Source organism: Georgenia deserti (assembly GCF_042680605.1).
GTDB classification, from domain to species: Bacteria; Actinomycetota; Actinomycetes; order Actinomycetales; family Actinomycetaceae; genus Allobogoriella; species Allobogoriella deserti.
The window spans coordinates 319,751-334,128 of the sequence record NZ_JBHUEE010000004.1 but is presented as its reverse complement, the minus strand read 5'-3'; the positions used below and the strand labels follow the sequence as shown (position 1 = coordinate 334,128).

Below are 14,378 nucleotides of genomic sequence, written 5' to 3'. Positions count from 1 at the left end.
GCGCGAGCGTGTGGGAGAGCAGGACACCGCCGTACACACACGTTAAATATCCGAGAAGGGTCCCGGGAAAGGGGGGGTACCGCACACCGCGGCCCCCGCCCCGGGGCCCTTCTCGCGTTCCAGCCCGGCTCCCTCACACCCCAAACCCGAAAAACCGGACAGAATATGAACCCGCAGGGGGCTCGACGACACACCGCGCCGCGGCGAACGATGGTGCCCGCGACGGCATGCGGCCGCGCGGTTGCGACGGTGCGGCACGATGGTGGCGCAGCGCAGATCTGAACAGGGGACTGAGAAATGGCTGAGCGCATGAACGGTGGTGGCAACGGCCGGCGAGGCGGCGGCCGGCCGAGCGGCGACCGTGGGGGCGGTCCGCGGCAGTCCCGTGGCGGTTCTGGCCGCCCCGACGGGCGCGCCGCCGGCGGCGGTCGCCGCCGGGCCGAACCGGGGCAGCCCCCGGGCGGCTCCCGGAACGCGCGGCCCCAGCGCCGAGACGAGCGCGCGCAGCGGCCGCCGGAGCCGGACCTGCCCGAGGACATCGACCCGCAGATGCTGGACGGGGCGGCACGCGCGCGACTGCGGACCCTCGGGAAGGCGAACGCCGATCTGGTGGCGCGACACCTCGTGGTGGCCGGGCAGCTCCTCGAGTCCGACCCGGAGCGGGCCTATCAGCACACCCAGGCCGCGCAGCGGCGCGCCGGCCGCGTGGATGTGGTGCGTGAGGCGATGGCGCTGACGGCCTACGCCACCGGGCGCTACGCCGAGGCTCTGCGCGAACTGCGTACCGCGCGGCGGCTGTCCGGGCTGGACGCGCATCGTGCCGTGGAGGCGGATTGTGAGCGGGGCCTGGGCCGTCCCGAACGTGCCCTCGCGGTCGTCGCCGAGGCGGACATCTCGGCGCTCGGTCCGACGGATCGCGCGGAGCTGGCGATGGTGGCGAGCGGTGCACGCGCGGACCTCGGTGAGTACGAAGCCGGCCTCCTGGTGCTGGACGGGCCGCTGACCCGGACAGTCACCGACCCCCAGCTCGTGCGCCGGCTCGCGCTCGTCCGGGCGGACCGACTCGACGAGCTCGGGCGCACGGAGGAGGCGGCGGCCGTCCGTGCGGCCGTGGGTCCCGACCCGGAGGAACTCGAGAACGAGGTCGACATCCTCGAGCTCGAGGACGAGCCGGCGAACGGGGCCGCGTCCGCTGCCGAGGCACCCGGACCGGGTGAGGAGCAGGAGGGACGATGACGCCGCAGCGGAAATCGACCCTGTCCTCGAGCGACCGTCCACTGCAGCAGTCCTACGACGTCGCGCTCATGGACCTCGACGGCGTCGTGCTGCTGGGCACGGAGCCGGTACCGCACGCGGCCCAGGCCGTGGCCACGGCGCGAGAGGCCGGCCAGCGGATGATGTTCGTGACCAACAACGCGTCCCGCGAGCCCGGCGTCATAGCCGGCGAGTTGTCCGCCGTCGGTATCGAGGCCGACCCGGCGGCGATCACCACCTCCGCGCAGGCGGCCGCCGCCATGCTCGCCGAGCATGTGTCGGCGGGCTCCCTGGTACTCGCCGTCGGAGGCCCGGGCCTGCGCACGGCCCTGACCGAGCGAGGATTCCGGGTCACCGACTCGGCCGATGATCGTCCGGCCGCCGTCGTCCAAGGACTCTCCACCGATATCGGCTGGCGCGAGCTGAGCGAGGCCGCCTTCGCCGTGGCCGCCGGCGCCACCTACGTCGCAACCAACCTCGATCCCACGCTGCCGCGCGAGCGCGGCATGGCCATCGGGAACGGTGCGCTGGTCGCCGCCGTCACCCGCGCCACCGGCGTCACCCCGGACTCGGCCGGCAAGCCGCGTGCGCCGATCTTCCACCAGGCCGCCGATCGCGCCGAGGCAGCCCGGCCGCTCGTGGTCGGGGACCGCCTGGACACCGACCTCGCCGGCGCCCGGGCGGCCGGCTATCCCGGGCTGCACGTCCTCACCGGTGTCAACGACGCCCGTGACGTCGTTCTCGCCGAACCCGGCGAACGGCCGTCCTACCTCGCCGTGGATCTGCGCGGGCTCGGCGAGCCGCACCCCGCGCCGGTCCCGGACGCCGACGGATGGTGGACCTGCGGCGCCGCGGCGGTCCGCCCCAGCGGAGCGCCGGCGGGCTTCGAGATGCGAGTCGGCGGCGCCGTCGTCGACCTGGACAGCGACGCGGCCGAGCCGATCACCATCTCGCTCGACGCCTGGCGCTGCCTCGCCACGGCCGCCTGGTCCGCGGCCGACGACGGACGGTCCGTCACACGCGACAGCCTCCCGCTGCTCGAGGTCGCGGCGCCGCGATAACCTGCCGGAGTCCGGACGAACCGACAGGCAGGAGAACCGCGCCATGGCCGAGGAAGCAGGCGAACACACACCTGCCGACGCCGCTGCGGACACGCCTGGCGTGACCGAGCAGGACCCCCTCGCCGCGCTCGACGGGATCGAGGACGTCCCCCTCGAGCAGCAGGTCGAGGTGTTCCAGGCGATCCACGACCATCTCGCCGAACGCCTGGACGAGGCCGAGAGCTGACGTGGCCCGACTGACCCGTATCGACGCCGAGCTCGTCCGGCGCGGGCTGGCCCGCTCCCGCCAGCACGCGGCGGAACTCATCGCCGACGGCCGCGTCCTGCTGGACGGGCAAGCGGCCACCAAGCCCGCCCGGCAGGTCGACCCCGCTCAAGCGCTGCGCGTGGTCGCGGCGGAGAGCGGCAGCGACTACGTCTCGCGCGGCGCCCACAAACTCGCCGGGGCGCTCGACGCACTCGGCTCGCAGGCGCCGGTCGTCGCCGGCCGGCGCTGCCTGGACGCCGGTGCCTCCACCGGCGGCTTCACCGACGTGCTGCTCCGCCGCGGAGCCGCGCACGTCCTCGCCGTGGACGTCGGGTACGGACAGCTGGCCTGGCGACTTCGCAACGACTCGCGCGTGAGCGTCCTGGAACGCACCAACGTCCGCACCCTCGACGCGACCCAGGTCGCCCCTCCGGTCGACCTCGTCGTCGGCGACCTCTCCTTCATCTCGCTCACGCTTGTCCTGCCCGCCCTCGCCGGGGTCGCCGCCCCCGACGCCGACCTGCTGCTCATGGTCAAGCCACAGTTCGAGGTCGGACGGGAGCGACTCGGCTCCGGTGGCGTGGTGCGGGACCCGGCGTTGCACATCGACGCCGTCCGTACCGTCGCCAGGACCGCCGGCTCCCTCGGCCTGGACGCCTGGGCGGTGGTCCCGTCCCCGCTGCCAGGACCGGCCGGCAACGTGGAATACTTCTTGGCCCTACGGCGCGGACACCCCCACGCGCTCGACGACGACGCCCTTCTCGAGGCAGCCGAGCGTGCGGTCCGCACCGGACCGGCCGGCGACGGGCCTCGCCCAGTGACGGAAGGATCGGCTCCATGACCAGACGCATCCTCGTCGTCACCCACGAAGGCCGACCGGAAGCCGTGCAGGCGGCCGATCGTGTCACCGCGGCGCTACGGGAGCAGGGCATCGAGGTCGTGCGCGACGGCACGGCCGAAGGGTGCGAACTCATCATCGTCCTCGGCGGTGACGGCACCATCCTGCGGGCTGCCGAGGACGCGCGCGAGCACGACCTGCCGCTGCTCGGCGTCAACCTCGGACGGGTGGGCTTCCTCGCGGAGGCCGAGTCCGAAGCGCTGCCGGACGTGGTGACCCGCGTCGTCGCCCGCGACTACACCGTCGAGGAACGCATGACCCTCGACGTGGTCGTCACCGCCCCCGACGGCACCGAGCAGCACGGCTGGGCCGTCAACGAAGCTGCCCTGGAGAAAGGGGAGCGCGCCCGCATGGTCGAGACCACCATCGGGGTCGACGGCCGCGGCCTGTCCAGCTTCGGCTGTGACGCGATCGTCCTGGCCACCGCCACGGGGTCGACCGCCTACGCCTTCTCCGGGGGCGGTCCGATCGTCTGGCCGGACGTCGAGGCGCTCCTGCTCGTCCCCATCGCGGCGCACGCGCTCTTCGCGCGCCCGATGGTGGTCGGCCCGCATTCGGCCCTCGAGGTCGAGGTCCTCCCGCACGGCGACATCGATGCCGTCCTGTTCTGCGACGGACGCCGACGTATCGACGTGCCACCCGGATCGCGCATCACGGTCCGCCGGGGCAGCCACGCGGTCCGGCTCGCGCGCCTCGCCGAGGTCCCGTTCTCGGGACGCCTCGTCGCGAAGTTCGACCTCCCGGTCCAAGGATGGCGGGGGCGCCCCGCATGAGGACGAGGTCATGATCGAGCAAGTCCGGATCGAGAACCTCGGGGTCATCGCCGCGGCGGACCTCGACCTCGCCCCACGGCTGACCGTCATCACCGGCGAGACCGGTGCGGGCAAGACCATGGTGCTCACCTCGCTCGCCCTGCTGCTCGGCCGCAAGGCCGATCCCGCACTGGTGCGCAGCGGCGCGGACCGCGCCGTCGTCGAAGGCACCTTCGTCGTCGCCCCCGACGGCCCGGCCGCCGCGCGGGCCGAGGAGGCAGGAGCGGTGGTCGACGACGGCGAACTCATCGCCGCCCGCACCGTCCCGGCGTCGGGCCGGTCCCGATCCCACCTCGGTGGCCGCTCCGTCCCGCACGCCGTCCTGACCGAAGTCGGCGAGCAGCTCGTGACCGTCCACGGGCAGTCCGACCAACTCCGGCTGCGCGCCCCGTCCCAGCAACGGGCCGCGCTCGATGCGTTCGGCGGAACCGAGCACGCCGCGTTGGTCGAGGCCTACCGCGAGGCCTGGTCGGCGGCGAGCAACGCCCGGGAGGAGCTGCGCGCCTGGGAACGCGCCGTGGGGGCGCGAGAGGAGGAGATCGCGCAGCTACGGACCGGGCTGGACCGGATCGACGCCGTTGCACCCGAGCCGGGGGAGGACGTGGCCCTGCGCGAGGAGGCGAACCGGCTCGGCAACGTGGAGAACCTCCGTGCCGCCGCAGGCCGGGCCCACCAGAGCCTGACCGGGGGTGATGACATGACGGGTGCGCCCGACGCCACCACGCTCCTGGACGACGCCAGGCGATCGCTCGACCAGTCCGCAGCCGACGACCCCGCGCTCGCCGGCTGGGCCGAACGACTCGCCGAGGCCTCCTACCTCGTCTCCGACGTCGCCACCGAACTGTCCTCCTACCTCACCGGCCTCGACGCCGACCCGGCGCGGCTGGAATGGGTGCACGAACGCCGCGCCGCGCTGGCGGACATGGCGCGCGACCACGGCGGCGAGGTCGACGCGGCGCTGGACTGGGCCGAACGAGCCCGCCGACGGCTGGCTGACCTCGACGCGCCCGAAGAGGTCGCCGAACGGCTGCGCGAGGCCGTCGCCACCGCCGAGGCGGAGCTCGACCGTGCCGCCGCGGCACTGTCCGAGTCCCGCCGCAGCACCGGAGACCGGCTCGCGGCCGCCGTCGGCAGCGAGCTCGCCGGCCTGGCGATGCCGGACGCCACGCTCGAGGTCCGCCTGACACCGCTGGAGGAGCCGGGTCCGCACGGCGCCGAATCGGTCGAGCTGCTGCTTGCGGCACACCCCGGCGCTCCGGCCCGCCCCCTGGGCCAGGGGGCCTCCGGCGGTGAGCTCTCCCGGGTCATGCTTGCCCTCGAGGTCGCACTCGCCGACGCCGGCACCTCGACCGGGACCACGGGCCTGACGTTCGTCTTCGACGAGGTGGACGCGGGGGTCGGTGGCAAGGCCGCCGTCGAGGTCGGACGGCGGCTGGCCCGACTCGCCGAACGCGCCCAGGTCGTCGTGGTCACCCACCTGGCCCAGGTGGCCGCCTTCGCCGACCGGCACCTCGTCGTGACGAAGCACGCCTCGGCCGAGCAGATCACCGCCACCGATGTGGTCGCCGTCGACGGTGAGGACCGGCTGCGGGAGCTCGCGCGCATGCTCTCCGGCCAGGAGGAGTCGGACACCGCCCTCCGGCATGCCGCTGAGCTGATCGAGCGTGCAGGCGTGCAACGATGACCCGGTGAGTGCTATCTTCCGCCGCCGTCAGGGCGCGGTTGCCACCGAGAGCGGCACCAGCGGGCCCGCACGCGTCGACGCCCGCACCAAGAACTTGACGAAGCGGCTGCGCCCCGGGGACGTCGCGGTCATCGACCACGAGGACATCGACCGGGTCAGCGCCGAAGCGCTCGTCGCCTGCCGCCCCGTCGCTGTCCTCAACGCCGCCCGGTCGACGTCCGGCCGCTACCCCAACCTCGGCCCGGAGATCATCGTCGAGGCCGGCATCCACCTGGTCGACGACCTCGGCTCGGCCGTCATGTCCCTCAAGGACGGCCAGCATCTCGTCGTCGAGGGGGGAGAGGTCCGATCCGGCGGCACACTCCTCGCGGCCGGCGAGGTGCAGGACCCCGAGAGCGTCGCCGCCGCCATGACCGCTGCGCGCGACGGGCTCTCGACCCAGCTCGAGGCCTTCGCCGCCAACACCATGGACTACGTCCAACGCGAGAAGGACGTCCTCCTCGACGGCATCGGCAGCCCCGACATCCGCACGCGGTTCGAGGGCCGCCACGCCCTCGTCGTGGTGCGCGGCTACCACTACAAGGAGGACCTGGCGATCCTGCGGTCCTACATCCGCGATTACCGGCCGTTGCTCGTGGGCGTGGACGGGGGCGCGGACGCCATCATCGAGGCCGGCTACAGCCCGGACATGATCGTCGGTGACATGGACTCCGTCTCGGACAGTGCGCTGCGCTCGGGCGCGGAGATCGTCGTGCACGCCTACCGGGACGGGCGCGCTCCCGGGCGTCGCCGCGTGGAGGACCTCGGCGTCGAGCACGTCGCGTTCCCCGCCACCGGCACCAGCGAGGACGTCGCGATGCTCATCGCGGACGATCTCGGCGCCGAACTCATCGTCGCGGTGGGCACCCACAACACCCTCGTCGAGTTCCTCGACAAGGGCCGCTCCGGCATGGCCTCGACGTTCCTGACCCGGCTTCGCGTGGGCAGCAAGCTCATCGACGCCAAGGGTGTCTCCCAGCTCTACCGCACGCGGATCTCCTCCTGGCAGCTCGCTCTGCTCGCCCTCGCCGGCCTGCTCGCCCTCTTTGTCGCCCTCGCCGCGACGAACGTCGGGCAGACGATCTTCGGGCTCTCCGGCGCCTGGTGGGACGACCTCGTGAACTTCTTCCGGTCGCTGGTGGGGCTGGCCCCGTCGGCTCCGACGACCTGACCAGAAAGAGCAGCATGATCGACTTCCGTTACCATCTCGTCTCGCTCATCGCGGTCTTCCTCGCGCTCGCCGTCGGCATCGTCCTCGGCGCCGGACCGCTGCGGGACACCATCGGTGAGACGCTCACCGGGCAGGTCGAGGACCTCCGTGCCGACCGGGAGCAACTGCGCGCGGACCTCGCGGCGGCCGAGGCCGACATCGAGGAGCGCACCACCTACCTCCGCCAGTCCTCCGGCGTGCTGCTCGCCGACGTGCTGACCGACCACAGCGTGGCCGTCGTGACCCTGCCCGAGACCTCCCAGGAGGACGTCGAGGGGGTGCGCGAGTCGCTGTCCGAGGCCGGTGCCCAGGTGGTCGGAGAAGCTGGCGTCACCGAGGCGTGGACCGACCCCGACACCCGTTCCTTCCGGCAGACCTTCGCGGGCCAGCTCGCCGGGTACCTCGAGCACGCCCCGGCCCCGGACGCCACCGACGAACGGATCTTCGCTCTCGCCCTCGGCGCCGCGCTGACCGGAGCCAACGCCGACGGCACCGTCAGCGAGGACGCCCAGACCCTGCTCGACCTCCTCACCTCCGCCGACGCGCCACTGGTGACCCTCGAAGGGGAGATCACCCGCGCGGCCGAGGCCGTCGTCCTCGTCGGCCCGCGGCCCGCCGACGCCCCCGAGGCCGACCAGCCCACGGCCGACGCCGAGCAGGCGGAGCAGGAGCTCGCCGCCTACGCCGACCTCGCCGGCGGTCTCACCGGGGCCGCCCCCGGTGCGGTGACGGTCGGAGCCGCCGTCTCCGACCACGACCTTGTGGCGGCCGTCAGATCCGGCGACGACGCCGACGCGGTCACCACGGTCGACAGCGTCGGCGAGGTGACCGCCCAGCTGTCCGTGCCGCTCGCCGTCGCGGTCGCGCTGTCCGGCGGGGCGGACGCGTTCGGGTTCCAGGCCGGCGCCCGGGAACCGATCCCGCCGCGTGTCGACCTGCCCGCCCCCTCGGACACCGGGACGGGCGGCACCGACGACGAGGAACCGGCCGACGGATGAGCCGCCGGAGCCAGCGCCTGACCGCGGCTCTGCTGCCCGCCGTGCTCGGCGGCGCGGCGACGGCGGTCGCGGCCGCCGTGCTCGAGCGGCGACCGCCCGGAGGGCACGCCAGGTTCGAGCGCACCAACTTCGCGGGCAGGACCGTGAGCCTCCTCGGCGGGCCGGCGGCGGCCGCCGGCGCGGTGGCGGGCGGGCTCGCCGCCCCCCTGGTGACCCCGGCGGCGCGCCGGGTCGCGCTCGGTGCCGCGATCGCCACCGGGGCGGCCGGGGTGAGCGGCGCCGTCGACGATCTCGGTGAGGCCGGGCGCGAGCGCAAGGGACTGCGCGGCCACCTCGGCGCCCTCGCCCGCGGGCAGGTCACCACCGGCGCGCTCAAGATCGCCGGCATCGGCGCCGGCGCCCTCGCCGCGGCCGCCCTGGCGAGCTCCTCGACCGATGCCCGGCGGCTCGGCCGCGTGGCTGACACGCTGCTCGGCGGAGCGCTGATCGCCGCGACCGCCAACCTGCACAACCTCTTCGACCTCCGACCCGGGCGCAGCCTCAAGGTCGCCTGCCTGATCGGTGGCCCGCTGGCCGTCGCATCGCCCGGAACCCCTCACGGAGCCCTTGCCGCCGGCGCCACCGGCGTGGCGGTGGCTGCGCTGCCCGACGACCTCCGCGAAGTCACCATGCTCGGCGACACGGGCGCCAACGCCGTCGGTGCGCTGGTCGGCACCGCGCTGGCCGCACACCCCTCACGTGCCGTCCGTGGCCTCGCCCTGACGGCGGCGGCGACCCTCACCGTGGTCTCGGAGCGCATCAGCTTCTCCGAGGTCATCGCCTCGACCGACGTGCTCCGGCGCCTGGACGAACTCGGCCGCCGGGTCTGAGGCGATGGCCGCACGGAAGATCGCCGGCGGGATCCTCGGCGCCGCCGGGCTCATCACGGTGCTGACGCTCGCGACCCGGGCCGTCGGCTTCGTGCGGTGGCTCGTGCAGTCCTGGACGCTCGGCTCCTCCGAGGCCGCCCAGGCCTACGAGACCGCGAACCGGCTGCCCAACATCCTCTTCGAGGTCGCGGCGGGCGGCGCTCTGGCCGGCGCGGTGGTGCCGCTGCTCGCCGTGCCGCTCGCCCGCGAACTGCGCCGCGACGTGGACCGCACCGCGTCGGCACTCCTCGGCTGGACACTGTGCGTCCTGGTCCCCCTGGCGCTCGTGGTCGCGCTCCTCGCCCGACCGTTGGCCGGACTCATGCTCGGCTCGGCCGTCCCCGGCGAGACCCAGGACCTGACGGTGACGTTCCTGCGGATTTTCGCGGTGCAGATCCCGCTGTACGGCATCGGTGTGGTGCTCTCCGGGATCCTGCAGGCCCAGCAACGATTCTTCTGGCCGGCGTTGGCCCCCCTGCTGTCCTCCGCCGTCGTGATCACCTCCTACGCGGCGTTCGGCGCTCTCGCCGACGGGCGGCAGAACGATCCGGCCTCGCTCTCGCTGGCCGCCGTCGTCGTGGTCGGTTGGGGCACCACGGCGGGTGTCGCAGTGATGAGCCTGTGCCAGCTGGGCCCCGTCCTACGCAGCGGGGTCCGGCTACGCCCCGCGGTGCGCTTCCCACCCGGAGTCGGCCGACGGGCGCGACACCTCGCCGCCGCCGGCCTCGGAGCCCTGCTCGCGCAGCAGGTCAGCGTGCTCGTCGCGGTCTACCTCGCCAACGGCTTCGGCCAGACCGGCACCGTCAACGTCTACGGCTACGCCCAGGCGGTGTACTTCCTCCCGTACGCGGTCCTCGCCGTCCCGCTGTCGACGGCGGTGTTCCCGCGGTTGTCCGAACGCGCCGGCACCGGTGACAGCACCGGCTTCGCCGCGATGGCGGGCGGCTCCACCAGGCTCGTCGTGGCCGCGGGCCTGGTCGGTGCCGCCGTGCTGGTGGCCGCCGCCCCGGCGGCGACCGCGGTGTTCTCGCTCCAGCACGAGATGCCGGGCATGACCGGAGCGATCACCGCCTTCGCTCCGGGACTGGTCGGATACGCGCTCATCTTCCACGTCTCACGGGCGCTCTACGCCGTCGATCAGGGCCGGGCGGCCGTCGCCGCCACGGCGAGCGGGTGGCTGGTGGTGTCCGCCGGGTCGGTGGTCGGCGTGAACCTGCTCGTCCCGGACGGTGGCGACGGCCCGGCCACCCTCCTCGTCCTCGCCGCCGCCTCGAGCATCGGGATGACTGTCGCCGGGGCTCTCCTCGTGCTGGCACTGCGGCGTACCGCCGGCCGGCTCGGCGGCCTGCGTCGGACCGTGGCGGTCGGTCTCCTGGGGGCCACCGCCGGGGCCGCGGCCGGACGGCTCGTCACCGACCTGCTGCTCGACGTCCTCGGCACGGGCGGGGTCGGGTCGGTCGTCGCCGGGGTGAGCGGCGGCCTCCTCGGCGCAGGGCTGCCGGCGCTGGCCGTGCTCGCCGGGGACGCCGGCACGTGGCGGCTGAACCGGTGGACCACGCGACGGCCGGAGACCGGGGATCCGGGTGAGCACGCGTGAGCTGTTGACATACTGGCGGCGCATGCGGGGGAGGGGACCGAGAGGAGACGGTGTGCGGGTGCTGCAGGTGACCGGGTCGAGTGCCGGGGGAGTGGGACGGCACGCCCGGGAGATCAGCCGCATGCTCGCCGAGCCGGACCCGGATCTCGGAGCGGACACGGCGGGCCACACGGTGCTGCTCGCAGGCCCCGCCGATGTCGTCGCGGCAGTGGCGCCGCCGGTACGCACTGCCGTCGTGGAGATCACGGACCGGCCGCGACCCCAGGACGCCCGCGTCGTCGCCGAGCTGCGCCGCCTCGCCGCCGGCGCCGACGTGGTCCACGCCCACGGCCTGCGCGCCGGCGGGTTGGCCGCCATGGCGGTGGCCACCCTCGCGGACGGCCCCCGGCTGATCGTCACCCTGCACAACCTGCCCGTGGGGGGGCGTGCCGTGCAGACCGTGGCCGCCGGCCTCGAACGGCTCGTGGCCGGCAGCGCCGACGTCGTCCTCGGTGTCAGCGGCGACCTCGTCGAGCGGATGCGCGAGCGTGGCGCTCCCCGGGCCGTCCGGGCGCTCGTCCCGGCGCCGGACCGCATGCCGACGGGAATCGACCCCGGCGAACTGCGCGCCTCGCTCGGCATGGCGCCGGGCGAGCGACTACTGGTGACCGTCGCGCGGCTGGCGCCGCAGAAGGGGCTCGACCTCCTGCTCGACGTCGCCGCCGTGCTGCGCGGCCCCCGGACCACCCGACGGACGGGCCGGCACGCGCAGGCCGCGTCCGGCTGGCGCTGGGTGATCCTCGGGGACGGACCGTTGCGCGGTCACGTCGCTGCCCGCGCCAGTGCCGAGGACCTGCCCGTCCACCTCGCCGGCCACCGGGACGACGCGCCCGACCTCATGGCGGCCGCCGACGTCGTCGTCTCCACAGCCAGGTGGGAGGGACAGCCGCTCTGGCTCCAGGAGGCGCTGCGTGCCGGCGCGGCGGTGGTCGCCACCGACGTCGGCGGCACCGCCGAGGTCACCGGCGACGCCGCCGTGCTCGTGCCGCCCGGTGACAGCGACCGCCTCGCCGAGGCGGTCCGAGAGGTGCTCGCCGACCCGGAGCGGCAGACCGAGCTGCGCAACGCCGCCCGGGCGCGTGCCGCCACGTTGCCCGGCCCCGATGACGTCCGCGCGCAGCTCGAGGAGATCTACGGCACGTCGGGTGACGACGTCCCCCGGAGCGCCGCCGGCGGCTGATAGGCTCGAAGTCCGTGGTCAACACTTCGACCCGGCTCCCCGGGAACCAGGCCAGCACGCCGCGACAGATCTTCGTGACCGGCGGAGTCGCCTCCTCCCTCGGCAAGGGACTGACCGCCTCCAGCCTCGGTCATCTGCTCCGGGCGCGCGGCCTCCGGGTCGTCATGCAGAAGCTCGACCCGTACATCAACGTCGACCCCGGGACGATGAACCCGTTCCAGCACGGCGAGGTGTTCGTCACCGAGGACGGCGCCGAGACCGACCTCGACATCGGTCACTACGAGCGCTTCCTCGACGTCGAGCTGTCCGGTAAGGCCAACGCCACGACCGGGCAGGTCTACCAGTCCGTCATCGCCAAGGAGCGGCGCGGCGAGTACCTCGGCGACACGGTGCAGGTCATCCCGCACATCACCGACGAGATCAAGGCACGGATGCGCGCCCAGGCCGAGCCCGAGGGCGAAGAGCCACCGGACGTCATCATCACCGAGATCGGCGGCACCGTCGGCGACATCGAGTCCCAGCCGTTCCTCGAGGCGGCCCGCCAGGTCCGGCAGGACATCGGCCGGGACAACGTCTTCTTCCTGCACGTCTCCCTCGTGCCCTACCTCGCTGCCAGCGGAGAGCTGAAGACCAAGCCCACCCAGCACTCGGTGGCGGCGTTGCGCTCCATCGGTATCCAGCCCGACGCCGTCGTGTGCCGGTCCGACCGTGATCTGCCCGAGGGGGTGAAGGTCAAGATCGCGGCGATGTGCGACGTCGACCGTGAGGCCGTCATCACCTGTCCGGACGCGCCCAGCATCTACGAGATCCCCGCCGTGCTGCACCGGGAGGCGCTCGACGCCTATGTGGTCCAGCGGCTGCGGATGAGCTTCCGCGACGTCGACTGGACGGTGTGGGACCGGCTGCTGGACCGGGTCCGCCACCCCAGGGACACCGTCGAGATCGCCCTCGTCGGCAAGTACATCGACCTGCCGGACGCCTACCTGTCCGTCACCGAGGCCCTGCGGGCCGGCGGCTTCCACCACCGCGTGAAGGTGACCATCCGGTGGGTGGTCTCCGACGACTGCGCCACGCCTGAGGGGGCGCGCAAGGCCCTCTCCGGCGTCGACGGCGTCCTGGTGCCGGGCGGTTTCGGTGTGCGCGGGATCGAGGGCAAGCTCGGTGCGCTGCGCTACGCCCGCGAACAGCAGATCCCGACGCTCGGCATCTGCCTCGGTCTGCAGTGCATGGTCATCGAGGCCGCCCGGAACCTGCTCGACCTGCCGCAAGCCAGCTCCTCGGAGTTCGAACCAGGAACACCGGATCCGGTCGTGGCGACCATGGAGGAGCAGCTGGCGATCGTCGGTGGCGAGGGCGACCTCGGCGGCACGATGCGCCTGGGACGCTACGACGCCGTGCTCGAGCCCGGGTCGCTCGTGGCCGAGGTGTACGGCAGCACCGAGGTCAGCGAACGGCACCGGCACCGGTACGAGGTGAACAACGCCTACCGCGACGCGCTGCACGAGGCCGGCCTGCGGATCTCGGGCAGGTCGCCGGACTCCAAGCTCGTCGAGTTCGTCGAGTTCGACCGCGAGCAGCACCCCTACTACGTCGCCACGCAGGCGCACCCGGAGTTCAAGTCCCGCCCCACAAGGGCGCATCCGCTCTTCGCCGGTCTCGTGGGCGCCGCCGTCGACCGGCAGCGGTCCACTCGCCTGCTCGACGTCGACCCGGAGCCGGAACCGGCGCCGGCCCACGAGGCGTTCGCCGCCGCCGGGGACGACGCGTGAGCGAGGATCTCGCCGACGTCAAGGACACCGGCCGCGAGGTGCTGAGCTCTCGTCGGATCCACTCCGGCCGCGTCGTCGGGCTGGTCGGCGACGAGGTGCGGCTCGCCCCGGACGACGAGTCCGCGGTGCTGCGCGAGTATGTCGACCACCCCGGAGCGGTCGCCGTCGTCGCCCTGCGGGGCGAGCCCGGCGACGAGGAGATCCTCCTGCTCAGCCAGTACCGCCACCCGGTGCGGGGCGTGCTGTGGGAGGTACCGGCCGGCCTGCTCGACGTCGACGGCGAGGAGTACCTGCTCGCCGCCCGACGTGAGCTCGGCGAGGAGGCCGACCTCAGGGCCGCGCGGTGGGACGTGCTCGTCGACTTCTTCACCTCACCGGGCGGCTCGGACGAGTCTGTCCGCATCTACCTCGCTCGGGACCTCAGCGACGTCGCCGAGGACGAGCGGCACGAACGGCACGAGGAAGAGCGCGACATGGAGCTGCGCTGGGTCCCGCTCGACGACGCGGTCACCGCGGTGCACGAGGGACGCATCCACAACCCGGCGACCGTCGTCGGCATTCTCGCCGCCGCCAGCGCACGTGCACGGGACTGGGCGCCGCTGCGACCGGTCGACGCGCCCTGGATGCGATAGCCGTACGCTGCTCAAGTGCGGCGGGTGCGCTCAGGTGCTCGAGGCGGCCG

At 73.8% G+C, this 14,378-nt stretch carries 13 protein-coding genes; all 13 read left to right on the top strand.

What is annotated here, in order from left to right; genetic code table 11:
* The first annotated feature begins 297 nt into the window (after nt 1-297).
* Genes ACFSE6_RS10055 through ACFSE6_RS09995 form a run of 13 tightly spaced genes read left to right on the top strand, consistent with a single transcriptional unit; the run spans nt 298 to nt 14,328 of the window.
* Nucleotides 298-1,236 carry a tetratricopeptide repeat protein gene (locus ACFSE6_RS10055; RefSeq protein ID WP_388005938.1) on the top strand — a complete coding sequence of 313 codons (939 nt, stop codon included), beginning with the start codon at nt 298-300 and terminating at the stop codon, nt 1,234-1,236.
* A complete protein-coding gene (locus tag ACFSE6_RS10050; protein WP_388005935.1) occupies nt 1,233-2,315 on the top strand; it encodes an HAD-IIA family hydrolase in 1,083 nt (360 codons plus the stop codon). Before ACFSE6_RS10055 ends, ACFSE6_RS10050 begins: the two co-directional genes overlap by 4 nt.
* A gap of 43 nt (nt 2,316-2,358) precedes the next feature.
* Complete coding sequence (locus ACFSE6_RS10045) at nt 2,359-2,541, top strand: hypothetical protein (protein ID WP_388005932.1); 183 nt, start codon at nt 2,359-2,361, stop codon at nt 2,539-2,541.
* A gap of 1 nt (nt 2,542) precedes the next feature.
* The gene (locus ACFSE6_RS10040; RefSeq protein ID WP_388005929.1) at nt 2,543-3,403 is read left to right on the top strand and encodes a TlyA family RNA methyltransferase; all 861 of its coding nucleotides are present in this window, start codon (nt 2,543-2,545) and stop codon (nt 3,401-3,403) included.
* The gene (locus ACFSE6_RS10035) at nt 3,400-4,233 is read left to right on the top strand and encodes an NAD kinase (protein WP_388005926.1); all 834 of its coding nucleotides are present in this window, start codon (nt 3,400-3,402) and stop codon (nt 4,231-4,233) included. Before ACFSE6_RS10040 ends, ACFSE6_RS10035 begins: the two co-directional genes overlap by 4 nt.
* 10 nt (nt 4,234-4,243) lie before the next feature.
* Nucleotides 4,244-5,956: a DNA repair protein RecN gene (recN, locus tag ACFSE6_RS10030; protein WP_388005923.1), complete on the top strand. Its 1,713-nt coding sequence runs from the start codon at nt 4,244-4,246 to the stop codon at nt 5,954-5,956.
* 4 nt (nt 5,957-5,960) lie between these two features.
* Nucleotides 5,961-7,166 carry a putative cytokinetic ring protein SteA gene (gene steA / locus ACFSE6_RS10025; RefSeq protein ID WP_388005920.1) on the top strand — a complete coding sequence of 402 codons (1,206 nt, stop codon included), beginning with the start codon at nt 5,961-5,963 and terminating at the stop codon, nt 7,164-7,166.
* 14 nt (nt 7,167-7,180) lie between these two features.
* Complete coding sequence (locus tag ACFSE6_RS10020) at nt 7,181-8,203, top strand: copper transporter (protein WP_388005917.1); 1,023 nt, start codon at nt 7,181-7,183, stop codon at nt 8,201-8,203.
* Complete coding sequence (locus ACFSE6_RS10015; RefSeq protein WP_388005914.1) at nt 8,200-9,072, top strand: hypothetical protein; 873 nt, start codon at nt 8,200-8,202, stop codon at nt 9,070-9,072. The genes ACFSE6_RS10020 and ACFSE6_RS10015 overlap by 4 nt, the downstream gene beginning before the upstream one ends.
* A gap of 4 nt (nt 9,073-9,076) precedes the next feature.
* Nucleotides 9,077-10,708: a murein biosynthesis integral membrane protein MurJ gene (gene murJ, locus ACFSE6_RS10010; protein ID WP_388005911.1), complete on the top strand. Its 1,632-nt coding sequence runs from the start codon at nt 9,077-9,079 to the stop codon at nt 10,706-10,708.
* A gap of 52 nt (nt 10,709-10,760) precedes the next feature.
* Nucleotides 10,761-11,927: a glycosyltransferase family 4 protein gene (locus tag ACFSE6_RS10005; protein ID WP_388005908.1), complete on the top strand. Its 1,167-nt coding sequence runs from the start codon at nt 10,761-10,763 to the stop codon at nt 11,925-11,927.
* 14 nt (nt 11,928-11,941) lie between these two features.
* Entirely contained in the window at nt 11,942-13,696 is a 1,755-nt protein-coding gene (locus ACFSE6_RS10000) for a CTP synthase (RefSeq protein ID WP_388005905.1), read from the top strand.
* Nucleotides 13,693-14,328, top strand: a complete 636-nt coding sequence (locus ACFSE6_RS09995; protein ID WP_388005902.1) for an NUDIX domain-containing protein — start codon at nt 13,693-13,695, stop codon at nt 14,326-14,328. Before ACFSE6_RS10000 ends, ACFSE6_RS09995 begins: the two co-directional genes overlap by 4 nt.
* Nucleotides 14,329-14,378: the final 50 nt, after the last annotated feature.

Bases quoted from the DNA above. Each gene is read 5' to 3' on its own strand.
- ACFSE6_RS10050 (WP_388005935.1), top strand. From the start codon at position 1,233: ATGACGCCGCAGCGGAAATCGACCCTGTCCTCGAGCGACCGTCCACTG.
- ACFSE6_RS10020 (WP_388005917.1), top strand. From the start codon at position 7,181: ATGATCGACTTCCGTTACCATCTCGTCTCGCTCATCGCGGTCTTCCTC.
- murJ (WP_388005911.1), top strand. From the start codon at position 9,077: ATGGCCGCACGGAAGATCGCCGGCGGGATCCTCGGCGCCGCCGGGCTC.
- ACFSE6_RS10055 (WP_388005938.1), top strand. From the start codon at position 298: ATGGCTGAGCGCATGAACGGTGGTGGCAACGGCCGGCGAGGCGGCGGC.
- ACFSE6_RS10045 (WP_388005932.1), top strand. From the start codon at position 2,359: ATGGCCGAGGAAGCAGGCGAACACACACCTGCCGACGCCGCTGCGGAC.
- ACFSE6_RS10015 (WP_388005914.1), top strand. From the start codon at position 8,200: ATGAGCCGCCGGAGCCAGCGCCTGACCGCGGCTCTGCTGCCCGCCGTG.
- recN (WP_388005923.1), top strand. From the start codon at position 4,244: ATGATCGAGCAAGTCCGGATCGAGAACCTCGGGGTCATCGCCGCGGCG.
- ACFSE6_RS10035 (WP_388005926.1), top strand. From the start codon at position 3,400: ATGACCAGACGCATCCTCGTCGTCACCCACGAAGGCCGACCGGAAGCC.